This window comes from Sorangium sp. So ce128 (genome assembly GCF_051525245.1).
GTDB classification, from domain to species: Bacteria; Myxococcota_A; Polyangia; order Polyangiales; family Polyangiaceae; genus Sorangium; species Sorangium cellulosum_B.
This window is the reverse complement of sequence record NZ_CP150313.1, coordinates 12,467,021-12,489,567: the sequence shown is the minus strand read 5'-3', so window position 1 is coordinate 12,489,567 and position 22,547 is coordinate 12,467,021. Positions and strand designations below refer to the sequence as shown.

The 22,547-nt window shown below is 71.2% G+C and carries 18 protein-coding genes; 5 read left to right on the top strand and 13 right to left on the bottom strand.

Annotated features, from left to right (window positions below):
* Positions 1–39 precede the first annotated feature (39 nt).
* Together aceA and aceB are read right to left on the bottom strand one after the other, a co-directional pair.
* Positions 40–1,338 (bottom strand): isocitrate lyase, encoded by a 1,299-nt coding sequence (gene aceA / locus WME82_RS47275; RefSeq protein ID WP_437547590.1) that lies wholly within the window; start codon positions 1,336–1,338, stop codon positions 40–42.
* 75 nt (positions 1,339–1,413) lie between these two features.
* Positions 1,414–3,036: a malate synthase A gene (aceB, locus tag WME82_RS47270; protein ID WP_437742998.1), complete on the bottom strand. Its 1,623-nt coding sequence runs from the start codon at positions 3,034–3,036 to the stop codon at positions 1,414–1,416.
* Between the two features lie 210 nt (positions 3,037–3,246).
* Here aceB and WME82_RS47265 point away from each other — a divergent pair, with 210 nt between their 5' ends.
* Positions 3,247–4,677 (top strand): helix-turn-helix domain-containing protein, encoded by a 1,431-nt coding sequence (locus WME82_RS47265; protein WP_437296514.1) that lies wholly within the window; start codon positions 3,247–3,249, stop codon positions 4,675–4,677.
* Between the two features lie 72 nt (positions 4,678–4,749).
* Here the strand turns inward: WME82_RS47265 and WME82_RS47260 are convergent, their stop codons facing one another.
* From WME82_RS47260 to WME82_RS47250, 3 genes are read right to left on the bottom strand one after another with little or no spacing between them, the layout of a single operon-like run.
* Positions 4,750–5,121 (bottom strand): response regulator, encoded by a 372-nt coding sequence (locus WME82_RS47260; RefSeq protein ID WP_438040683.1) that lies wholly within the window; start codon positions 5,119–5,121, stop codon positions 4,750–4,752.
* The gene (locus tag WME82_RS47255; protein WP_438040682.1) at positions 5,121–5,813 is read right to left on the bottom strand and encodes a histidine kinase; all 693 of its coding nucleotides are present in this window, start codon (positions 5,811–5,813) and stop codon (positions 5,121–5,123) included. Before WME82_RS47255 ends, WME82_RS47260 begins: the two co-directional genes overlap by 1 nt.
* Before the next feature lie 42 nt (positions 5,814–5,855).
* On the bottom strand, positions 5,856–7,283 hold the full coding sequence (locus tag WME82_RS47250) for a sigma-54-dependent transcriptional regulator (protein ID WP_437742996.1): 1,428 nt from the start codon (positions 7,281–7,283) through the stop codon (positions 5,856–5,858).
* An 846-nt stretch (positions 7,284–8,129) separates the two neighbouring features.
* On the opposite strand from WME82_RS47250, the gene WME82_RS47245 reads away from it, so the two are divergent.
* Positions 8,130–8,609, top strand: coding sequence for a hemerythrin domain-containing protein (locus tag WME82_RS47245; protein WP_438040681.1), 480 nt, complete (start codon positions 8,130–8,132; stop codon positions 8,607–8,609).
* Positions 8,610–8,851: 242 nt separating this feature from the next.
* On the opposite strand, the gene WME82_RS47240 is transcribed toward WME82_RS47245, so the two are convergent.
* The 4 genes from WME82_RS47240 to WME82_RS47225 form a co-directional block, all read right to left on the bottom strand.
* A complete protein-coding gene (locus WME82_RS47240; protein ID WP_437742994.1) occupies positions 8,852–9,136 on the bottom strand; it encodes a hypothetical protein in 285 nt (94 codons plus the stop codon).
* A 15-nt stretch (positions 9,137–9,151) separates the two neighbouring features.
* Positions 9,152–9,373: a hypothetical protein gene (locus WME82_RS47235; protein ID WP_437713915.1), complete on the bottom strand. Its 222-nt coding sequence runs from the start codon at positions 9,371–9,373 to the stop codon at positions 9,152–9,154.
* Between the two features lie 47 nt (positions 9,374–9,420).
* A complete protein-coding gene (locus tag WME82_RS47230) occupies positions 9,421–9,978 on the bottom strand; it encodes a hypothetical protein (protein ID WP_438040680.1) in 558 nt (185 codons plus the stop codon).
* Positions 9,979–10,206: 228 nt separating this feature from the next.
* Positions 10,207–10,371 (bottom strand): DUF1328 domain-containing protein, encoded by a 165-nt coding sequence (locus tag WME82_RS47225; protein ID WP_012241326.1) that lies wholly within the window; start codon positions 10,369–10,371, stop codon positions 10,207–10,209.
* Between the two features lie 601 nt (positions 10,372–10,972).
* Here WME82_RS47225 and WME82_RS47220 point away from each other — a divergent pair.
* The 3 genes from WME82_RS47220 (at position 10,973) to WME82_RS47210 (ending at position 15,945) form a co-directional block, all read left to right on the top strand.
* The gene (locus WME82_RS47220) at positions 10,973–13,819 is read left to right on the top strand and encodes a PAS domain-containing hybrid sensor histidine kinase/response regulator (protein WP_438040679.1); all 2,847 of its coding nucleotides are present in this window, start codon (positions 10,973–10,975) and stop codon (positions 13,817–13,819) included.
* Between the two features lie 75 nt (positions 13,820–13,894).
* Positions 13,895–14,311 carry a response regulator gene (locus tag WME82_RS47215; RefSeq protein ID WP_437296506.1) on the top strand — a complete coding sequence of 139 codons (417 nt, stop codon included), beginning with the start codon at positions 13,895–13,897 and terminating at the stop codon, positions 14,309–14,311.
* Complete coding sequence (locus WME82_RS47210) at positions 14,308–15,945, top strand: ATP-binding protein (RefSeq protein ID WP_437855031.1); 1,638 nt, start codon at positions 14,308–14,310, stop codon at positions 15,943–15,945. Before WME82_RS47215 ends, WME82_RS47210 begins: the two co-directional genes overlap by 4 nt.
* Positions 15,946–15,951: 6 nt before the next feature.
* On the opposite strand, the gene WME82_RS47205 is transcribed toward WME82_RS47210, so the two are convergent.
* The 4 genes from WME82_RS47205 to WME82_RS47190 are packed head-to-tail and all read right to left on the bottom strand — an operon-like array spanning position 15,952 to position 22,445.
* Positions 15,952–16,575: a methyltransferase gene (locus WME82_RS47205; protein WP_438040678.1), complete on the bottom strand. Its 624-nt coding sequence runs from the start codon at positions 16,573–16,575 to the stop codon at positions 15,952–15,954.
* Complete coding sequence (locus tag WME82_RS47200) at positions 16,572–19,766, bottom strand: efflux RND transporter permease subunit (protein WP_438040677.1); 3,195 nt, start codon at positions 19,764–19,766, stop codon at positions 16,572–16,574. The genes WME82_RS47205 and WME82_RS47200 overlap by 4 nt, the downstream gene beginning before the upstream one ends.
* Positions 19,767–19,782: 16 nt before the next feature.
* On the bottom strand, positions 19,783–21,192 hold the full coding sequence (locus WME82_RS47195; protein WP_438040676.1) for an efflux RND transporter periplasmic adaptor subunit: 1,410 nt from the start codon (positions 21,190–21,192) through the stop codon (positions 19,783–19,785).
* Positions 21,189–22,445, bottom strand: a complete 1,257-nt coding sequence (locus WME82_RS47190) for a TolC family protein (protein WP_438040675.1) — start codon at positions 22,443–22,445, stop codon at positions 21,189–21,191. Before WME82_RS47190 ends, WME82_RS47195 begins: the two co-directional genes overlap by 4 nt.
* Positions 22,446–22,547: the final 102 nt, after the last annotated feature.

Genomic DNA, 22,547 nt, shown 5'->3' with positions numbered 1-22,547 from the left:
CGGGCGTGCGCGACGGACGGCGCACGCCCGCGCGGGCGCTCAGAACTGGGCGGCCTCGGTGGACTCGTGGAGGGCCAGCGTGGACGCAGCGCCGCCCGAGATCACCTGGGCGACCTCGTCGAAATAGCCCGTCCCGACCTCGCGCTGGTGGCGGGTCGCGCTGTAGCCGAACTGCTCGCCGGCGAACTCGGCCTGCTGGAGCTCGGAGTACGCCGCCATCCCCCGGCGCTGGTACTGGCGGGCGAGCTCGAACATGCTGTGGTTCAGCGAGTGGAACCCGGCGAGGGTCACGAACTGGAACTTGTACCCCATCGCGCCGAGCTCGCGCTGGAACCGGGCGATCGTCGCGTCGTCGAGGTGCTTCTTCCAGTTGAACGAAGGCGAGCAGTTGTAGGCGAGCAGCTTGCCCGGGAACTGCTTGTGGATCCCCTCCGCGAAGCGCTTCGCCTGATCGAGGTCCGGCGTCGAGGTCTCGCACCAGACGAGGTCCGCGTAGGGCGCGTACGCGAGCCCGCGCGCGATGGCCGCCTCGAGGCCGCCCTTCAGCACGAAGAAGCCCTCGGGCGTGCGCTCGCCGGTGACGAACGGCTTGTCGCGCGGGTCGACGTCGGACGTGATCAGCTTGGCGCTGTCGGCGTCCGTGCGGGCCACGAGGACGGTCGGTACGCCCATGACGTCGCTGGCGAGGCGGGCCGCGATCAGGGTGCGGATGAACTGGCTGGTCGGGACGAGGACCTTGCCGCCCATGTGCCCGCACTTCTTCTCGGAGGCGAGCTGATCCTCGAAGTGAACGCCCGACGCGCCCGCCTCGATCATGGCCTTCATCAGCTCGAACGCGTTGAGCGGCCCGCCGAAGCCCGCCTCCGCGTCGGCCATGATGGGCGCGAGCCAGTAGCGCCCCGCCTTGCCCTCGGCGTTCTCGATCTGGTCGGCGCGGAGGAGCGCCTGGTTGATGCGGCGCACGAGCGTCGGGACGCTGTTCGCCGGATACAGGCTCTGGTCGGGGTACATGGTCCCGGCCTCGTTGTTGTCGGCCGCCACCTGCCACCCGCTCAGGTAGATGGCCTTGAGCCCGGCCCGGACCTGCTGCATCGCCTGGTTGCCGGTGAGGGCGCCGAGCGCCGCCACGTAGGGCTCGGAGTGCATGAGGTTCCAGAGCCGCTTGGCGCCGAGGGTCGCGAGCGTGTAGTCGATACGGACGGTGCCGCGGAGGCGCGCGACGTCCGCCTCGGAGTACGGCCGGACGACGCCGCTCCACCGGCCCGGGACGGTGTCGCTCGGCGGCGCGTGCAGGGAGTCGGCGGAGATCGGCGTGTTCAGCGGGAAAGCAGCGGACATGACTGGGCTCCTAATGCGTTGGGGTTGGGGGCGGCAGCGGCCGCTGTGTCGACGTCAAATGAAGCGCGCCGGGCGTCACGAGCGCCGCTCTCCGGCGCTGGAGATCAAGAGCTCGTAAGCAGGCAGCGTGAGGAACTCCTCGAAGGTCTCTCCGATCGACAGCCGCTCGAACAGCGCGCGCGCCTCGGCGAAGCGGCCGCCGTCGAAGCGCGCCGGGCCGAGCGCGCCGCGGAGCGCGGCCATCTCGCTGTCCACCGCCGCGCGGAAGCGCTCCACGGTGAGCGGCAGGCCGTCGTCGAGCGTCGCCCCGTGGCGGATCCATTGCCAGACCTGGGTCCGGGAGATCTCCGCGGTGGCCGCGTCCTCCATCAGGTTGTAGAGCGGGACGCAGCCGAGGCCGCTGATCCACGCCTCGAGGTACTGGACGCCGACCCGGATGTTATGGCGCAGGCCGGCCTCGGTGCGCGCGCCCTCCGGGACGCGCAGCAGGTCGGCCGCCGAGACGCGGACGTCCTCGCGCTTCCGCTCGATCTGGTTCGCAGCGGGCATGTGCGCGTCGAACACCTCGCGCGCGAGCGGCACGAGCCCCGGGTGCGCGACCCAGGTGCCGTCGTGCCCGTCCTTCACCTCGCGCAGCTTGTCGGCGCGCACCTTGTCGAGCGCCGCGCGGTTCGCCTCGGGGTCGCTCTTGATCGGGATCTGCGCCGCCATGCCGCCCATCGCGTGGACGCCGCGGCGGTGGCACGTCTTCACGAGCAGCTGCGTGTACGAGCGCAGGAAATGCTGCTCCATCGTCACCTGCGAGCGGTCCGGCATCACGCAGGCGGGGTCGTTCCGGAGCTTCTTGATGAAGCTGAAGATGTAGTCCCAGCGACCGCAGTTGAGGCCGGCCGAGTGCTGCCGGAGCTCGTGGAGGATCTCGTCCATCTCGAACGCCGCGGGCAGCGTCTCGATGAGGACCGTGGCCTTGATCGTGCCGATGGGGAGGCCCAGCGCCTCTTGCGCGAACACGAAGACGTCGTTCCAGAGGCGCGCCTCCAGGTGACTCTCCATCTTCGGCAGATAGAAGTAAGGCCCGGTACCGCGGCGGACGAGCTCACGCGCGTTGTGAAAGAAATAGAGTCCGAAATCGAAGAGCCCGCCTGGCAGCGGCTTGCCGTCGAGCTCGACGTGCTTCTCGGGGAGGTGCCACCCGCGCGGGCGCACGAGCAGGGTCGCCACCCTCTCTCCGAGGGCGTAACGCTTGCCGGTCGCCGGGTCCTCGTAACGGAGCTCGCGCCGCGCCGCGAGCCTCAGCGCCGCTTGCCCCTCGATGAGGTTCTTCCACGTGGGCGACGTGGCGTCCTCGAAATCGGCCATGAACACGCTCGCGCCCGAGTTCAGCGCATTGATGATCATCTTGGGATCGACCGGGCCCGTGATCTCCACGCGCCGGTCGAGGAGGTCCTCGGGCAGCGGCGCCACCGTCCAGTCGCCCCCGCGCACATCCCGCGTCTCGGGGAGAAAATCGAACCGCTCGCCCGCGTCCAGCCGCTCTTGCACGGCGCGCCGCCGGGCGAGCAGGGCGGGTACCCGGTCAGCGAACTTGCGCCCAAGACCGGAGAGGAAGCGAAGGGCCTCTGGCGTGAGGACGGACTCGTCGCCCCCGACCCGAGGAGCGAGCAAGCGGACGCTTGCGGTCTCATGATTCTGGCTCATCCACATCTCCTGCAACGCTGCGCGTCGTTACAAGCAACCTATGTTTGTCGACGAGGTTTCAGCGTCAACTTCGCTCTGAAATGCAGGCGGATAACGATGTAGACGAAAGGGCTTTACAGCGTGTTAACGTGTAAACTATTGTAAATTTCCACCAGGCGAGCTGCGCCTACATTTCATCCAGGTTGTCCTGGTCACGTCGGGAGGGTCCCCATGGCCGATGCACCTCTTCTCGGAGCCAAGGTCCGCGCGCTCCGGCGTCGCGAGCACATGACGCAGGTCGATCTGGCGGAGCGCCTCGGTGTCTCGGCGAGCTATCTGAACTTGATAGAGAACAACCGGCGTCCGCTGACTGCGCCGCTGCTCATCCGGCTCGCCCAGATATTCCAGCTCGACCTCCAGAACTTCGCGTCGGAAGAGGACGTCCGGCTCACGGCCGATCTCCACGAGGTCTTCGGCGATCCCATCTTCGAGAGCCACGGGCTGACGAACGCGGATCTGCGCGAGCTCGTCGCGGCGTCCCCGAACGTCGCGCGCGCGGTGCTCACGCTCTACCGGACCTACGCGACGACGCGCGAATCGCTGGATACGCTGGGAGAGCGGCTGGCGGGGGACGGGTTCGTCGCGGTCGACAACTCGCGGCTACCGTCCGAGGAGGTCAGCGATCTCATCCAGCGCCGGATGAACCATTTCGCGGAGCTCGAGGAAGGCGCCGAGGCGCTCTGGCGCGAGGCGGAGCTCGACGCGGACGACGTCTACCGCGGCCTCGTCCGGTACCTCCACGCGACGCGCGGCATCGAGGTGCGCATCGTCCGGGTCGCGGACGAGCGCCAGGCGATGCGGCGATACGACCCCGACAGGCGCGTGCTGAGCATCTCCGAGGTGCTGCCGCCCCGGAGCCGCAGGTTCCAGCTCGCGCACCAGCTCGGCCTCTTGACGCAATCGACGGCCATCGACCGCATCCTGCGCGACGAGAACCTCACGACCCCGGAGTCCCGTGCGCTCGCCCGCGTCGCGCTGGCCAACTACTTCGCCGCCGCGATCCTCATGCCGTACCAGCCGTTCCTGGAGGCGGCGCGCGCCGAGCGCTACGACATCGAGCTCCTCGCGCACCGGTTCGGCACGAGCTTCGAGCAGGTGTGTCACCGGCTGACGACGCTCCGCCGCCCGGGCGCCGAGGGGGTGCCGATGCACATGGTCCGCATCGACATCGCGGGCAACATCTCGAAGCGCTTCAGCGGCTCCGGCATACGGTTCGCGCGGTTCAGCGGCGCGTGTCCCCGCTGGAACGTCCACGCCGCCCTGATGACGCCCGGCATGATCCGGATCCAGCTCTCGCAGATGCCCGACGGCGCCGTCTACTTCTGCATCGCGCGCACCGTGCGCAGCGATCGCGGCGGCTACCACGTCCCCCACACGGTGCAGTCGATCGGCATGGGCTGCGACGTCCGCTATGCCCGCGAGCTCGTCTATGCCGACGGGATCGACCTGGACAACATCGGCGCGGCCGTGCCCGTCGGCGTCACGTGCCGGACCTGCGAGCGCCTCGACTGCGCCCAGCGCGCGCTGCCGGCGCTGCAGCACCCGCTCCGCCTCGACGAGAACCGGCGGGGCGTCTCGTTCTACGCGTCGGTCGACAAGTGAGGCGAGCCCGCGGCCGCCCTGCTCCGCGCGCCGGCGTGGCCAGCGCGCGGCGCGGGATCGCCGGCCGCCCGCTCAGCTGGGCCGCCCGAGCAGCTCGTTGAGCGTGGCCACGAGCCGGGCCACGTCGATGGGCTTGACCATGTGCGCGTGAGCGCCGGCCGCCCGGCTCTTCTCACGATCGTCATCCCCGCCGAATCCGCTCACGACGATCACCGCCCGTGGCCTGTCCGCGAGCGACGCGACCAGCTCGACGCCGCTGCCGTCGGGGAGCGACACGTCCGTCACCAGGGCGTCGACCGCGCTCGCGGCGAGCATCGAGCGCCCTTCCTCGCACGAGCGCGCCACGAGCACGCGGAAGCCGCGGCGGCGGAGCGCCATGCCGAGCAGCGCCGCCGTGTCGTCGTCGTCGTCGAGCACCAGCACCTGCGGCAGCTCCGCGCTCATCAGGCCCCCGCCTTGCGGTCGGCCGCGTTCAGCGGCCACTCCAGGGTGATCTGCGTCTCCGCGCCGACGCGGTCGGCCCGCGCCTCGCCGCCGTGCGCCTTGAGCACGCCGTCGATCACCCGGACGGGCAGCCCGCCGTCGGCGAGCGGATCCGCGTCCGGCGCGAGCGCCGCCTCGAAGAGCTTTTCCACCGAGGCCGCGCTCGAGTCGCTCGTCATCACCACCCGCGCGCGATCCCCATGGGCCGCGAGCGCCACGACGACCCGCGCGCGGGCGACGTTCAGGGCGAGCATGAGCGCGTCCGAGAGCGCCGCGGTCATCGACGCGGCGTGCGCGAAGCCGCGCACAGGGGCGAGGTCGAGCGTCACCGTGACGTCGCGCCGCCCGTAGACGAACGACGCCTCCGCGACGGCCTTCTGGACGAGCGCCTCGAGGTCGAGCGGCTGCGCCGGGGCGTCGAGCTGCCGCGACAGCTCGGACGCGGCGGTGTAGCGGTCGGCGAGGCGCAGCAGGCGGCGCACGCCCCGCCTCGCCATGGTGAAGTACGCCGCGTTCTGGGCGGTGGCCTCGCCCCCGAGGACGCTCTCCAGCTCGTTGAGCGCCGTGGCCACCACCCCGGCGGGCCCACGCACGTCGTGCCCCGCGCGCGCGAACAGCCTGTAAATCGAGTCGGACAGCGCCTTTTCGCTCATTCGTTACGCCTCGCCTCGCCTCGCCTCGCCTCGCGCCCCGCCTCAGCTCAACGAGGAGCTCGCCGAGCCCGGCGAAGAGGCCGCCTTGTCTGGGCCCTCGTCCCCGCCCGAGCCGTCCTGCTCCCCGTAGCGCTCCAGCTTGCGGTAGAGCGTCCGCCGGTCGAACCCGAGCATCTGGGCGGCGCGCGATTTGTTGCCGCCGACGAGCGCGAGCACGCGCTTGATGTAGCGCTTCTCGAGCTCGTCCATCGTCATGATCTCCGCCGGCTCATCGACGGCGACGACGAAGCGGTCGGGCCGGTAGGCCTGGACCTTGTCCGGCAGGTCCTCGACCGTGATTTGCTCGAAGCGGGCCAGCGCCACCGCGCGCTCGATGCTGTTCTCGAGCTCGCGCACGTTGCCCGGCCAGTTGTACGCCGTGAGCTTCTCCGCGGCCGCGGTCGAGAGCGAGAGCACGCCCTTGCTGCTGCGGGACGAGAACTTCTCGAGGAAGTGCATCGCGAGGTGGAGCACGTCGGTGCCGCGCTCGCGCAGGGGCGGCAGGTCGATCTTCACGACGTTGACCCGGTAGTAGAGGTCCTCGCGGAACCGCTTCTCGTACACCTCGGTCTCGAGGTCGCGGTTCGTCGCCGTCACGATGCGGGCGTCGAAGGGGATCTCGGCGTTCGAGCCCACCGGCCGCACCTTGCGCTCCTGCAGCGCGCGGAGCAGCTTCGGCTGGACCTCGAGCGGCATCTCGCCGATCTCGTCGAGGAAGATGGTGCCGCCGCTGGCCTCCAGGAACAGGCCGGTGCGCTGGGTCTTGGCGTCGGTGAAGGCGCCGCGCGCGTGGCCGAAGAGCTCGCTCTCGAGGAGCGCCTGAGGCACCGCGGCGCAGTTGACCGCCACGAAGGGGCCGGACCGGCCGCTGGCCTCGTGGATCGCCCGCGCGATGAGCTCCTTGCCGGTGCCCGTCTCGCCGTGCACGAGGACCGAGGCGTCGCTCCGCGCGACGCGCCCGATCAGATCGTAGACGCGCTTCATCGCAGGGCTGCGCCCGACGAGGCCCTTGGTCTGCTGGACGTCGTGGGCCGCCTCGCGCAGGCGCTTCACCTCCGAGCGGAGGCGCCGATGCTGGACGGCGCGCGAGACCGTCAGGCCGAGGAGGTTCGCGTCGAGCGGCTTCGTGACGAAGTCGAACGCCCCGGCGCGCATGGAGGAGATGGCGGTCTCCATGCTCCCGAGCGCCGTCATGACGATGACGAGCATGTCGGGGCGCGCGCCGAGGATGCGCTCGCAGAGCTCCAGGCCGCTCATCTCGCTCATGCCGACGTCGGTCAACACGACGTCAAAATCGTCATCGCTCACCAGCTCGAGCGCGCTCTTGGCCGAAGTGCGCGCCGCGACGGAGAACTCCTGCCTCTTGAGGAGGGCTTCGACCAGATCGCACGTCGCTTCGTCGTCATCGACGACGAGTATCCTGCCGCTCATCGCGTGTCCTTCCCCGGCAGCTCTTCTAAAGGTCGACCGCTGCCTGCAGTTGCAGGGAACGTGCCACGGAGAGTTCGCGCCATCAAGCCCAGTCCGCTCCTCGCCGGCGTCCTTCCAACGTGACGTTTCGCCACAGGTGCGCGTTCTTGCCCCATCCTGGATGGCACCGGCCGCGCGCAGCGGCCGAGCGGTCCGCCGCCGACGGGGGCCAGCCAGCGCCGTCGCGCCCGAAGCGCCACGGCCGGTAGGGGGCTCACCGACCCGCCGTTCCTCCACGGATCGGCGCGGGCCGGCAGCGCGCCTCGTCGCGGCGCGTGTCGCGCCTCGCCGGGCGACGCGGGCGAGGGGCCGCCACCGAGGCATCGCCGCGGTCCCCCGCGGACGCCCGGCGCCTCTCTCGATCAGACGGCGCCGCCTGCCGGCAACAGCCAGAACAGCCAGACGGCGCCGCCTGCCGGCAACAGCCGAGTTCGCCCGCGCTCCGGGAGCCATGGCGAGAGGCGAAATTCCACATCGATATTCCCTGTCCGGCGTACAGCGTCTCTTCGCATCCGGAATAAACCCCAATCGGCACGGTGATTGCTTGAGTGCGCCTCATGCAGAAGAGGGGGCGGGAGGGGGGCTCGCGCGCTCGCGGGCCTTGCCGCTGACGCTGCGCGCGCTGCGCGATGGCGCGATGTCACCCCGCTGAAGGCTCGGCGCGTCGCCGCGGGCCCTCGGCCGAGGCCGCTGCGTGAGCTGGTCGCTAGCGAGCGAGCGCGACGAGCTCCTTTCCCCCTCGATGAACGGCAGCCCAGCCACCTCGATGAACAACAACCTGACGTCCGGTCCTTGAGAGGAGAATGCATGAAGGCGACACAGCTCTTGAAGGGGCAACACCGCGAAGCCGAGAGGCTGTTCGATCTGGCCCTCTCGACCACAGGCGATGTCCGGGGAGCGACGGACGAGCTGACCAAGCACCTCCTCGCCCACATGCTCGCCGAGCAGGTGGTCCTCTTCCCGGAGCTGCTCGCCGTCGAGCCGGACCTCGTCGGCGGAGCCTGCGAAGAGCATACGGTCACGCGGTTCGAGATCCGCCGCGTCGTCGGCACGGCGCCGGAGGACCCGAGCTTCAGGGCCAGGCTCGCCACCCTGAGGGAGCTCGTCACGCACCACGCCGAGGAGGAGGAGCGGGACCTCTTGCCGAGGATCGAGGCGGAGCTGACCGAGGACACGAACGAGCGCCTCGGCCGGCAGATGCTGGAGCTCTTCGAGGCGCTCATCGCCCACTCCCGCCGCCCCCACGCCTCGAGCCACGCCCCGCTCCGCACAGCGAGGGCGGCCTGACGGCCAGCGCCCTCCCTCCGGCGGGTGGTGGTCAACGTTGCCCGAGAAGGATCACAGGGAGACGGGGAGACAGGGAGATTTGCTGAGTTTTCCCTCCTTGCCTCCCCGTCTCCCTGTTCCAATTTGACCAGCGCTCTCCGGCGTCCCGTCGTTCGCCCACCGCTCTCCAGCGGCCGCCACAGGCGCTCTGCGATGGCGCCCGCGGCGCCCTGCGCGCGAAGCGCAGGGTGAGCTCGGGTGGATCAGGGGTCGGTCGCGGGCGCGTCGCCGGGGCCCGTCGGGCCGCCGTGCGCGGGTCCGTATCCATGGGACTCGCCGTAGCCGAGATCCTCGGGGACCATGGGGTCCGCCGGGCTCGACGGAGCGGTCGAGGCGGGGCTCCGCGCGTCGTTCGTGACGAGCTCGTAAACGCCGCGCTCGAGCTCCACCTCGTCGAGGGCCGAGCCGCAGGCCCGGCAGGGCGTGGCCGCCGTCGATACGAAGACGTACCGGCGGCCACAGGCTTTGCATCGGAGCTCGCGGATCATCGATGCTCACCCGGTTCAGTTGGGTTGACCTCGCCGCGCCGCTTCCTCGGCTTCGCGCAGCTCGTCGCCCTCGGGTCCGTCGAGCGCGCGGGCGGCCTCCTCGGCGTGCTCCTTGATCTTGCCGGCCTTCACCGACTTCTCCACCCCTTCTCGGTAACGCCGATCGGCCGTGCGGTTGCCCTCTCCCTCGATGTCCGCCGATGGGGTCTGCTGAGTCGCCTTCTGGTTCGCCATCATGTCCTCCTCGTGTCGAGCTTTGCTGGGCCCAGGCGAGCGAGCTTGCATCAAACGCGCCGCTTCACCGCCTGGATCGCGCGATCCAGCTCCTCCACACGCTGGTAGACGCCTTGTTTCACCTGGTCGAGGGTCTCGCCGGTCGCCGCGTCGAGGTCGCGCAGGCTCCTGCGGACGGCCTCCGACTTGTCCTCCACGTCCTTCATCAGCCTGCCGACCTCGTCCTTGGGCAGCTTCTTCTCGGCCTTTTCGCGGAGCTCGACGGCATCCTTCTCGAGGTCCTCGATCCTGCGCGACGTGGACGCGCGCACGTCCGCGCGCGCCTTCACCAGCTCCGCCTCGGCCTCCGCGGTCTTCTCCTGGGCCTTGGCGGCGGCGTTGTTGAGCTTCTCCGCGGCCTCGCGGAGCGCGTCGTCGGTGGCCCGCTCGGCCTTCTGGTCGATCTCGGCGACCTTCTTGTCGAGCTCGGTGGCGACCTCCGCCGCCTTCTGCTGCGCCTCGCGCTGCGCGCGCTCGGCCTTGGTTTGCGCGTCCGCCGTGGGGGACTCGCAGCCCACGACGGCGCTCATGACGATGGCGATAGGCAGGAATGTTCGGACGGTCAACATGATGATCTCCTCTGGTCTGCGGTCGACGCGCGACCTCGCGTCCGGGCGAGCGCCCGGCGCGGCACGGACGCCTTATCGACGCCGCCCGGGATGGGCCTCATGGCGCGATAGATGGGTCGATCCGCGGGTATTGCGACAGACGTGCCATGCGGAAGCATGGATACCGCTCGGCCCGACGAGGCATGTCGCCCCGATCGTGGCCTCCGAGCACGTGCGATCGGCATGGCGTCAGGTCGGGGCGCGTCGGCCGAGCGCGAGGGAGACGACCGCCAGGACGAGGAAGATGACGAAGAGCAGCTTCGCCACCGAGGCGGCGCTCGCCGCGAGGCCGCCGAAGCCGAGGATCGCGGCGATGATCGCCACGACGAAGAACGCGACACTCCAACTGAGCATGATAACCTCCTCATCGGGTGAATCACTGGGTGAATCGGTGTTCCAGCGCTTCGATGCTGCGTTGTTGCAGCGATTGCAGCGGTTACGTCGTTGCGTCGTTACGTCGCTACGTCATTGCAGCCGACGTGCCGCGACATCGCGAGTTCCCCGGATCGCGGAGCGCCCGGACGCCCCGGCGGCTCGCTGCAGATGCCGCCGCACGACACGGGCGGGCGGGGTAACTGCGACAAATTGCCTCACTCGTGACGTCGCGCACCGCGCATCATCTCGTTCATCGGCTGGCCGATCTCGGCACAACGCTTGCTCGCGCCTGGGCTTGTGCTGGCGAGGTGGAAGTCAGGCTCAGCTCAAGGCCGGTGTCGAGATCGACGCCGACGGAGAGCCGGCCGCGGCTGTCCCAGGAGGGCGGCGGCCGGCCGTCCGAGGCCGGGTGAGCCGCGCTGGCAGTGCGTCTTGTGGCGCTCGCTCAGCTCTCCGAAGATACCGTGCTTGCCGATGCCACCCGCGCCGCCGATCGCCCACCGTCGCTCGGCGCTCGCTGCCGAGGCCCCCTGACGGCGACGTCTGCCGAGGTCGGGCTCCCGACGCGAACGATCCGATCATGACGATCCCGCTCTCCACGCTCATCAGGACCCGCCGCGAGGCCATCATCGAGCGGTTCGTGGGCGAGCTGCGCAAGCGAAGCGCGGCGGTGCGCAACATGCCGAAGCCGCTCATCATCAACTCGCTGCCGAGCTTCCTCGACGAGGTGGCCGCCAGCCTGGAGCAACGCGCATCGACGGCCGGCAGCAAGGAGGCCGCGCGCGAGCACGGCGAGATGCGCTGGGAGAACGGGCTCGACCTGGGCGTGATGGTCCGCGAGTACGGCGTCCTCCGGCAATCCATCCTCCGCGAGCTGGAGGAGGCGGGGATCACGCCGGATCTGCGGGAGATCGAGGCGCTCTCCGAGCGCGTGGACGCGGGCATCGCCCAGGCGGTAAGCGAGCACACACGACTCCAGCTGGAGGCGATCGAGACCGAGCGCAGGCGCACCGAGATCGAGCGAGGCAGGAGCGGCTCGCTGCTCGCGCAGGCGCCCGCGCCGATCTGCTTCCTCAAGGGCGCCGCGCTCGTGTTCGAGCTCGCGAACCCGCTCTTCTGCCGCATGGTCGGCCGCGACGATCTCCTCGGCAAGCCGCTCGTCGAGGCGGTCCCGGAGCTGCGCGGGCAGCCGCTGCACGCGCAGCTCGAGGCCGTCCTGGCGAGCGGCGAGCCGAGCGTGGCGAGCGAGATCCCGGTGCGGCTCACGCACTGGACCGGCGAGACGGTCGAGCGGCTGTACAACGTCCTGTGCAAGCCGGTGCACGACGTGAGCGGCGCCGTCGAGGGCGTCATGGTGACGGCGTTCGACGTGACCGAGCAGATCGGCGCGCGCCGGAAGGCGGAGCGGCTCGCGCTCGAGCTCCAGCAGAGCGTGGCCCAGCGCCTGCGCGCGGAGCAGGCGCTCCGCGTGAACGAGGAGCGCTTCCGCAAGGCGCTCCGGGGGTCGCCGGTCATGGTGTTCACCCAGGACCGGGACCTGCGCTACACGTGGATGCACAACTCGTTCGGCAAGTCCGAGCGCGAGGTGCTCGGGAAGACCGACGGGGAGGTGCTGGAGGACCCGGAGGCCGCGAGGTCGCTCGATCGGACGAAGCGCGACGTGCTCGCCAGCGGCGTCGGCCAGCGGCGCGAGATCGCGGTGCGCGCCGGCGGGCGCACCCAGCACATCGACGTCTCGATCGAGCCGCTGGCCGATGACACGGGCGAGATCATCGGCATCACCTGCACGGCGACGGACATCACGGAGCGGAAGTCGATCGAGCAGGCGCTGCGGGCGAGCGAGGCGAGGTTCCGCACCGTGCAGGAGGCGTCGCCCGACGGGTTCATGATGCTGCGCAGCGTGCGAGATGCGTCCGGGGCGATCTCCGACTTCGAGTGGGTCTACGTGAACCCGGCCACGGGGCCGATCGTCGGGGGCCGGGGCAAGGATCTGGAGGGCAAGCGGCTCTTGATCGAGGTCCCTGGCAGCGCGCTCGCGAGCGCGTTCGACGCGTGCGCGCGCGTCGTGGAGACCGGGGAGCCCGCCCGGGTCGAGCTCTTCTGCGCGCACGAGGGCGCTCCGCGGACGTTCCGCGCCATCGCCGTGGCGCTGGGCGACGGCGTCGGCCTCTCGTTCCACGACATCACGGAGCAGAAGCGCACCGACGCCGAGCGCGCCCAGCTCCTCGATCAGGAGCAGCGCGCGCGCCAGCACGCCGAGCAGCTGAACCGGCTCAAGGACGAGTTCCTCGCGACGGTGTCGCACGAGCTCAGGACGCCGCTCCAGTCGATCCTGGGCTGGGCGCGGATCCTCCGGACGGGCGAGGTGGACGCCGAGTCGCTCGAGCGGGGGCTCGCCACGATCGAGCGCAACGCGAAGGCGCAGTCGCAGCTCATCGAGGACGTCCTCGACGCCTCGACGATCATCGCGGGGAAGCTGCAGCTCCGGACCGATCCGGTCGACGTGCGGCAGGTGCTCGCCACGGCGCTCGACCTGGTGCGCCCGGCGGCGCTGGCGAAGGGCGTCGCGGTCGACACCTCCGTCGCCGACGACGTGGGCATCTTCCTCGGCGACGCGGAGAGGCTCCAGCAGGTCGTCTGGAACCTGCTCACGAACGCGGTGAAGTTCACGCCGTCCGGGGGCCGGGTGCGGGCCCTCGCCCGGCGCGTCGAGGCGACGCTCGAGGTCGAGGTGGAGGATAACGGCGAGGGCATCCCGAAGAGCTTCCTGCCGTTCCTGTTCGAGCGGTTCCGGCAGGCGGACGGGGGGATGACCCGGGCCCACGGCGGGCTCGGGCTCGGCCTCGCCATCGTGCGTCACCTGGCGGAGGCGCAGGGCGGCAGCGTGCACGCCGAGAGCGACGGAGAGGGCAAGGGCGCGCGCTTCCGGGTCCGGCTGCCGATCCGCGCCGATGCGCCCGCGGCGCCGCCGTCCCCGCAGCGCCGGGGCGGCGAGGCGCCGGGGGGCGCCGCGCGGCGCGTGCTCGAGGGCATCCGGGTCCTCGTGGTCGACGACGAGACCGACGCCCGCGAGCTGCTCGGCATCATCTTCGTGCGCGCCGGCGCGACGGTGAGCGAAGCGGCCTCAGCAGGCGCGGCGCTCGAGGCCCTCCACATGGGCGAGTTCGACGTGCTCGTGAGCGACATCGGCATGCCGGGCGAGGACGGTTACGCGATGATGCGGCGGCTGCGCGCCCTGGGGACCGACGTCCCCGCGAGCGGCATACCGGCGCTCGCGCTCACCGCGTACACGCGCATGGAGGACCGCCGCCAGGCGATCGCCGCCGGCTTCCAGATGCACCTGGCCAAGCCCATCGAGCCGAACAGCCTGGTGACCGCGGTCGCGCACCTCGTCGGCCGCGCGGGCAAGCGTGGTAGCTGGCCGTAGCGCCGTAGCCCCTGCGCGCGGCCTCTGGTTGATGCTATCAACGAGCCTCCGCTTTGCCCCTCCACGAGGACGAGGATGGACGGTAAATTCCTGAATATTATCCTGGTCGAGGACGACACCGTCGACGTGATGAACGTCCGGAGGGCGTTCGAGAGGGGCAAGATCACGAACCCGCTCTGGGTGGCGGGCGACGGCGTGGAGGGGCTCGATCTGCTGCGCGGCAACCAGGTGCCCAGGGATCGGCGCCTCGTCCTGCTCGACCTGAACATGCCCAGGATGAACGGCATCGAGTTCCTCCGCGAGCTCCGGGCCGACGTCTCGCTGCGGGCGACGCCCGTCGTCGTGCTGACGACCTCGAACGACGATCGGGACAAGGTGGACGCGTACGATCTGAACGTCGCGGGCTACCTGCTCAAGCCGGTGACGTTCATGAGCTTCGTCGAGCTCATGACGGCGCTGAACCGGTACTGGACGCTCGTGGAGATGCCTTGAGCCCGAGGTCGGTTCGCCTCCTCGTCGTCGACGACGACACGGTCGATCGGATCGCGATCTTGCGTGCGCTGCGGAGCGGCCGCGTCGACGCCGAGATCAGGGAGGCCGATTCCGTCGATTCGGCGCTGGCGGTGCTGTACGAGCAGCAGGTCGACTGCGTGCTGCTCGACTATTACCTCCCCGGGGGCGACGGGCTCGCGGTGATCGAGGCGGCGCGCAAGGCGAAGCTCACGGCGCCGTTCATCATGCTGACCGGGCAGGGTGACGAGTCGCTCGCGGTCGATCTGATGAAGCGGGGCGCGGCGGACTACGTGCCGAAGAACCTGCTGACGCCCGAGCGGCTGGTGCAGAGCCTGCGCCACGTCCTGCGGCTGAGCGAGGCGGAGCGCCGCGAGGAGGAGGCGCGCAGGGCGCTCGCCCGCCACGCGAACCAGCTCGCGCAGCTCACCGAGGCGACGCTGCGCATCCACCGGTCGCTCTCGCTGAACGAGCTGATCCAGCGCACCACCGACGAGGCGCGCGCGCTGCTCGACGCGGGCGTCGCGGCCTCGCGGCTCTCGGCGCGGGGCGTGGAGCAGCGGCCTCTGACGGGCATCTCGCTGTCCGAGGAGTACGCCGCGCGGGAGGACCGCGACGGCATCCGCGAGGTCGCGCTCGGCCTGATCGAGCGGAGGAGCACCGGCGTCCGGCTGACGGGCGACGAGATCGCGAGCGATCCGACGTGCGCCGACGTGCTCTCGCGCGCGCCGGCCGAGCTCCACCCGCGCTCGCTCCTCGCGGCGCCGCTGCGCGGCCGGGACGGCCAGTGCATCGGGAGCATCCAGCTGCTCGATCGGCGCGACGGCCCCTTCGTGGAGAGCGACGAGGTGCTGCTGACCCAGCTCGCGCAGTCGGCGTCCGTCGCCCTGGAGAACGCGCGGCTCTACAACGAGGCGCAGGCCGCGACGCGCGCCCGGGACGACCTCCTGGCGATCGTGTCGCACGATCTCCGGAACCCGCTCAACACGATCGCGATCACGGCGTCGCTGCTGCGGAGCGATCTGCTCCAGCGGAAGGACGGCGACGACGACGACGCCGTCCAGCTCGTCGACCGCATGGACCGCGGCATCCAGAGCATGACGCGGCTCATCGAGGATCTGCTCGACGCGTCGCGCATCGAGGCGGGGCGGCTCGTTGTGTCGCCGAGGGTGGAGCGGGGCGGGACGCTCGTCCGCGAGGCGCTCGACGCCGCCGCGTCGCTCGCGGAGGCGAAGGGCTGCCGGGTGACGCAGGGGCCGCTCGACGCGGGCCTGGAGGTCCTCGCCGACCGGGATCGCGTGCTCCAGGTCTTCTCGAACCTGCTCGGCAACGCGCTGAAGTTCACGCCGAGGGGCGGCGTCGTGAGCGTGTCGCTCTGCCGGGTCGCTGACAGCGCGCGCTTCTCGGTGGCCGATACGGGCCCGGGCATCCCTCCCGAGCACCAGCCGCACCTCTTCGATCGCTACTGGAAGGCCGCGCAGGAGTCGCGCACCGGGGCGGGGCTGGGCCTCTACATCGCGCGCGGCATCGTCGAGGCGCACCACGGGACCATGGCGGTCGAGAGCGCCCCGGGCCAGGGGACGACGATCCACTTCTCGCTGCCCCTGGCGAGCTGAGGGGCGTCAGGGCGACGGCGGCGCGCTCCCTCGGCCGATCCCGGGCAGGAAGCGGCCGACCTTCGCGCAGTAGGCCGCGTACGCGCCGCCGTGGGTGCGCAGGAGGTACGGCTCCTCGACGAGGCGGACCTGCAGCTCGATCGCGATGACCAGCGCGACGAGCGAGGCGAGCGCGGCCGCGTTCGGGAGGATCAGCAGCAGCCCGAGCGCGGCCAGCATCATGAAGCTGAAGACAGGGTTCCGCACCAGCGCGAACGGGCCTCCGGTGACGAGGCCCGTGCGCTCCGCCTCGCTGACGCCGACGCGCCAGGACGCGCCCATCGCGCCCTGGGACCAGAGCGTGCCGAGCGTCCCCGAGATCGTCATGGCCGCGCCGAGGCCGACGAGGGGCGAGCCGGGATCGGCGAGGGGCCCGATCCAGGCCGCGAGCTCCGCGACGGGGGCCAGCGCTCCCAGGACGAGCGCGATCACGAAGAGCACGCCGCCGAGCCACGGCAGCGACCCGGGTGGCCCCGAGATGCCACGGAAGCCCGCCGATCCCGTCGCGCGGAGCTGCCTGAGCGAGCGCCATCCGAACGCGAGCGCAAGGTAGATCCCGTAGAGAACGAGGGCGAGCCAGGGTCGGTTCATGTCGAGCTTTCCTGTCGATGGGTCAGCCGGTAGAGGACCGGCAGGACGACGAGCGTGAGCGTCGTGGACGAGAGGATCCCGCCGATGACGACCGTCGCGAGCGGGCGCTGCACCTCGGAGCCGGTGCCGGTGGCGAGCGCCATCGGGACGAAGCCGAGCGCCGCGACGAGCGCCGTCATGAGCACGGGGCGGAGCCGCCCGATCGAGCCGTGGAGCACGGCGTCGTCGAGCGCCTCGCCGCGCTGCCGCAGGTTCTCGATGAACGTCACCATCACGAGCCCGTTCAGCACGGCGACGCCCGAGAGCGCGATGAAGCCCACGGCCGCCGAGATCGAGAGCGGGAGCCCGCGGCCCCAGAGCGCGAGGACGCCGCCGGTGAGCGCGAGCGGGACGCCGGTGAAGATCAGCGCGGCGTTCCTGAGCGTCCCGACGGAGAGGAAGAGCAGGCCGAAGATCAGCCCGAGCGCCCCAGGGACCACCACGGCGAGGCGCCGCTGGGCGGCGAGCATGTTCTCGAACTGGCCGCCCCAGGACATCCAGTAGCCCGGCGGGAGCTTGATCTCGGCGTCGATCCGCGCCTCGGCGTCGGCGACGAAGCCGCCGAGGTCGCGCCCGCGCACGTTGCACTGGACGACGACGCGGCGCTTGCCGCTCTCCCGGCTGACCTGGTTCGGGCCCTCTTCCACGCCGATCTTCGCCACCGCGCCGAGCGGCACGAACGCCGCCCGCTCGAGCGCGCCGGCCGCCGCGGCGATGGTCGGGCCGCTCGGTCCGGTCGCGTGGCCCCCCTTGCTCCGGAGCGGGATCGGGAGCCGCTCGAGGGCCCCGATGTCGCGGCGGATGGAGTCGGGCAGCCGGAGCACCAGATCGAAGCGCTTGTCCCCCTCGAAGACCTCGCCGGCGCTCACGCCCCCGATCGCTGCCTCGACGACCGCCTGCACGTCGGCGACGTTGAGCCCGTAGCGGGCCACCATGCGCCGATCCACGTCGATGGTCAGCACCGGCAGGCCCGTGACCTGCTCCACCTTGACGTCGGCGGCGCCCGGCGTCGCCCCGAGGAGCGCGCCGATCCTGCTGGCCTCCTCGAGCATCACGTCGAGGTCGTCGCCGAAGACCTTGACCGCGACGTCGCTCCGCACGCCGCTGATGAGCTCATTGAACCGGAGCTCGATCGGCTGGCTGAACTCGTAGTTCTGCCCCGGCAGCTCGTGGATCACCGCCTCGATGGCCTCGGCGAGCTCCTCCTGCGTCTTCGCCTTCTTCCACGCGCTCCGCGGCCGCAGCATCAGGTAGGTGTCGGAGACGTTCGGGCCCATCGGATCGGTCGCGACCTCGGCCGTCCCGGTCCTCGCGAAGACGTGCTCGATCTCGTCCGGGAACCGCTCCCTGAGGAGGCGCTCGAGCTGCGCCTGCATGGCCACGCTCGTCGTGAGGCTGATCGACGGGATGCGCGCCGGCTGGAGCGCGAGCGCCCCCTCGCTCAGCTTGGGGGCGAACTCGCTGCCGAGCCCCGCGGCGACCAGGCCGGAGGCGGCGAGGACGACGCCCGCGATCGCGACAACGATCGGCCTGTGGGACAGCGCCCAGGCGAGCGCCCTCCCGTAGGCGCGCTTCGCGTGGTGAAAGAGGAGGTTCTCCTTCTCCGACACGTTGCCCTTGAGGAGCAGCGCCACGAGCGCCGGGATGAACGTCATCGACAGGATCGTCGCCCCCGCGAGCGCCAGGACGACGGTCTGCGCCATCGGCCGGAACATCTTCCCCTCGATGCCGGTCAGCGTGAGGATGGGCAGGTAGACGATCGCGATGATGAGCTCACCGAAGATCGTCGCCTGACGGACCTCCTGGGACGCCTCGTAGGCGAGGTCGAGCCGCTCTTCGCGGGTGAGCACGCGCCCGAGCCGGCGCTGCTCCTCGGCGAAGCGCCGCACGCAGTTCTCGACGATGATCACCGAGCCGTCGACGATGAGCCCGAAGTCGATGGCGCCGAGGCTCATCAGGTTGCCGCTGATCTTGCTCTCGACCATGCCGGTGACGGCGATCAGCATCGAGAACGGGATCGCGAGCGCGGCGATGAGCGCGGCCCGGAGGTTGCCGAGCAGGAGGAAGAGCACCACGACGACCAGCGCCGCCCCTTCGAGAAGGCTGTTCCTGACGGTGCTCAGGGTGGCGTCGACGAGGTAGGTGCGGTCGTAGACGGTCTTGACCGTCACGCCCGCGGGCAGCGACTTGTTGACCACCTTGATCTGGTCGTCCACCCGCCTGGAGACGGCGCGGCCGTTCTCGCCGACGAGCATGATGGCCGTGCCGATGACCGCTTCTTCTCCGTCCTCGGTGGCCGCCCCCGTGCGGAGCTCCTGGCCGATGCTGACCTCGGCGACGTCCTCGATCCGGATCGGCGCCTCGCGGTGGTTGCCGACGACGATGCCCCGGATGTCGTCCTCGCTCTGCACGAGGCCCGTGGCGCGGACGAGGTACTGCTCGCCCTTGTGCTCGATGTACCCTCCGCCCGCGTTGGCGTTGTTGCCCGCGAGGGCCTCGAGCACGTCGCGGAACGAGAGCCCGTAGCCGACGAGCTTCGCCGGATCCGGCGAGACCTGGTACAGCCGCTCGTGGCCGCCGATCGAGTTGACCTCCGTCACCCCAGGCACGGTCCGGACCTGCGGCCGCACGATCCAGTCCTGGATCGTGCGTAGATCGGTCAGATCGTACGGCTTGCCGTCGGGCCGCCTGGCGTCCGGCGCGGCCTCGAGGGTCCACATGTAGATCTCGCCGAGGCCGGTCGCGATGGGGCCCAGCTGCGGCTCGCCGAGCCCTGGCGGCAGGCTCTCCTTCGCGGCGCCCAGGCGCTCGGCCACGAGCTGCCTCGCCCAGTAGATGTCGGTGCCGTCCTCGAAGATCACCGTCACCTGGGAGAGCCCGTAACGGGACAGCGAGCGCACCTGCTGGACGCCCGGGATCCCGCCCATGGCCCACTCGATGGGGAAGGTGATCTGGCGCTCGACCTCCACGGGGGAGAGCGCCTTGACCGACGTGTTGATCTGCACCTGGACGTTGGTGATGTCCGGGACCGCGTCGATCGGCAGGCGGGTGAAGTTGTAGGCCCCGAGCGCGCCGACCGCGAGGGTGATGGCGACGACGAGGAAGCGATGGCGGATCGAGACGGACAGGAGCCGCGAGAGCAAGGTGAGCATGGGGTCCTCGCGCTCCTCAGTGCTGGTGTCCGGCCTCGGATTTGCCGAGCTCCGCCTTGAGGATGAAGCTGTTCTTGCCGACGTAGCGCTCGCCGGCCGCGACGCCGGCCTCGATCTCGACGACCGGCGCGCCGCGCGGCGGTTCGACGGCGGGGGCCGCGGGCCGCCCGCCTGCGCCCTCCGGTTCGGCGTTCGGGGCTCCGGGTCGCCTATCGGCGCCCTGCGCCCCGAACCCCACCCCGCTCGTGCCACGGCGCCCGATCTTCACGGGGCGGGCCTCGAAGGCGTCGCCTTCCTCGACGAAGACGACGTCCTTGCCCTCGACCCGCTGGATGGCCTCCTCGGAGACGACCACGGGCGCGGCCGCCTCCTCGACGGCGATGTCGGCGGTCGCGAAGAGCCCGGGGCGCCACGCAGCGCCCGGGCTCTGGAGGACGACGCGGGCCACGGCGGAGCGGCTCTGCTCATCGACGACCTGCCCGAGGTACGCCAGCGTGCCCTGCGCGCTCTGCTCGATCCCCTCGGCCTTGACCCAGGCCGTCTGGCCGATCCGCGCGCGGCTGAGGTCCTTGGCGTAGACGGTGACGTTGACCCAGATGGTGGACAGGTCGGCGATCACGAAGACCTGGGTGTCTTCCTTGAGCACCTCACCGATGGCGATGTGCTTCTCGATGATGGTGCCGTCGATGGGGGCGACCAGCGCGTAACCGCTGCCCTTGCCCGCGCCCGAGCCTGCGGCGGCGTTGAGCTTCTGGGCGGCGCTGCGGTGCTCGATCCGTGCCTCGGCGACGGCCTGCCTGGCCGCGAGGTACTCCTTCTCGGCCGAGATGCGCTCCTTCCAGAGCGCCTCGTGGCGCGTGAAGCTCGCCTCGGCGAGGGAGAGGCGCTCCTTGGCCGCCAGGAGCTCGCGCTGGAGCTCGGCGAGCTCGCGGCTATCGAGCACGGCGAGCACCTCTCCTCGCGTGACCGCGTCGCCCAGCTGCTTCTTCACCTCTCGCGCCGTCCCCGGCACGCGGGGCGTGACGTGCGCGATGGCCTCCGCGTTGAGCGCGACCTCGCCGGGGAGGGTGACCGTCACCGCGACATTGCCCGGTCCGGCGGTGAGCATCTCCAGCCCGGCGTTCTGGATCATCGCGGGCGACAGCTTGAGCCTGTCGCCGTGGGCGTGCGCTTCCCCGGGCTCGTCCGGCGCGTGCTTCTCCGCGTGGTCGTGATCGCGGTCGTGGCCATCGCCGTGCGCTCCCTCCTCCTCGCCGTGCTGATGCCCGTCGTGCTCCTCATGGCCGGCCTCGCGATCGTGCCCGTGGCGTCCATGCTCGACGCGCACCGTGATGGCGACGGCCGCGACGACGAGCGCCAGGGCCGCGGCGGCGATCGCGGCGATCACCTTCGGGGAAAGCTCTATCTTCCGCGGAGGAGCGCTCATCGGGGCGCCCTCCCCGCGGCGACCAGGAGCTCGATCTTGGCCGCCGCGTGGGCGTGCTCGGCCTCCAGCAGCGCCGCCTCGGCGTCGATGACCTCACGCCGCACCAGGAGGACGCTCGCGAGATCTTTCTCGCCGAGCTCGTACCCTCGCGCCGAGATCGCGGCCGCCTGTTCCATCAGGGTGGCCGTCGGTGTCAGCGCGTGGAGGGCCTCTTTCGTCGCCTTGTAACGCGCGTAGAGCTGGGTGATGTGGCCCGCGGCGCCGGTCCGCGCGGCCTCGGCGCGGGCCTGGGCGACATCGATCTCCGCGGCGGCGGTCGCGGCGCCGGCGCGGTTGGCGTTGAGGATCGGCAGCGGGATGGCGAGGCCGAGCAGGCCGATGTTCGCGCCGTCGTCGCGCTCGACCTGGGCGACGACGTTGACGGTGGGCCACCCGGCCGCCCGCTCGCGCTCCGCCCTGGCCCGCGCGGCGTCGACCGAAGCCTCGGCGGCCCCGACATCGGGGCGCCGTCCCAGGTCGCCGAGGATCGACGCGAGCGGCGGCGGATCGTCAGGCGGCACGAGGGGCCCCTCCACCGGGGGCAGCTGCTGCGCTGCTCGCAAGGGGAGGCCGAGCAGGCCGAGGAGCGCCGCCTCGTCGGCGTCGCGTGTGCCTTCCGCCGCCTTCGCGGCCGCCTGGTCGCGCCCTTTCTGGAGCGACGCCAGGGCGACATCGACCTCCGGCACCTCGCCTGCCTTGCGCTGGCGCTCCGCGGCGGCGTGGAGGCGCTCTGCGAGCGCGACGCGGGCGCGGGCGAGCTGCACCTGCCGCTCGCCCCGGAGCACGAGGGCGTGCTGGAGCAGGGCGGCGAGCAGGACGCGGCGCCGGCCGTCCTCGGCGCCGATCTCGGCGGCGCGCTGCTCGGCCTTCGCGGCTGCGATGCGCTCGCCTCGCTGGCCGCCGAGCTCGATCGGCCACGCGAGGGACGCCGAAACGGCCACTGGCTTGCTCCCGTCGGGGTTGAGCCGAACGCCGCCCATGCCGGTCAGCACGGGGTTCTCGAGGGAAATCGCGCCAGCGGCCGAGGTCGCGGCGCGGGCGACGCCGGCCTCCGCCGTGGCCACGCGCGCGCTCGGGGCTGCGCGGGCGAGGTCGGCGACGCGGGCGCGGGTGAGGGGCGGCTCTGCGGCGAGGGCCGCCGGGGGCGCGATCGACAGGAGGTACAGGGCGAGCGAGGTAGCGACGAACAGACGACGCACGGGGGGACGGAGCATGGACGGACAGCCCTCGAGCGCGTGGAGCGCTCGCGCGAAGAACCGCGGTTGTGCCCGGTCAGGATCGCGTGAGAGGGCCGAGCTCACGGCGGCGCGGCGCAG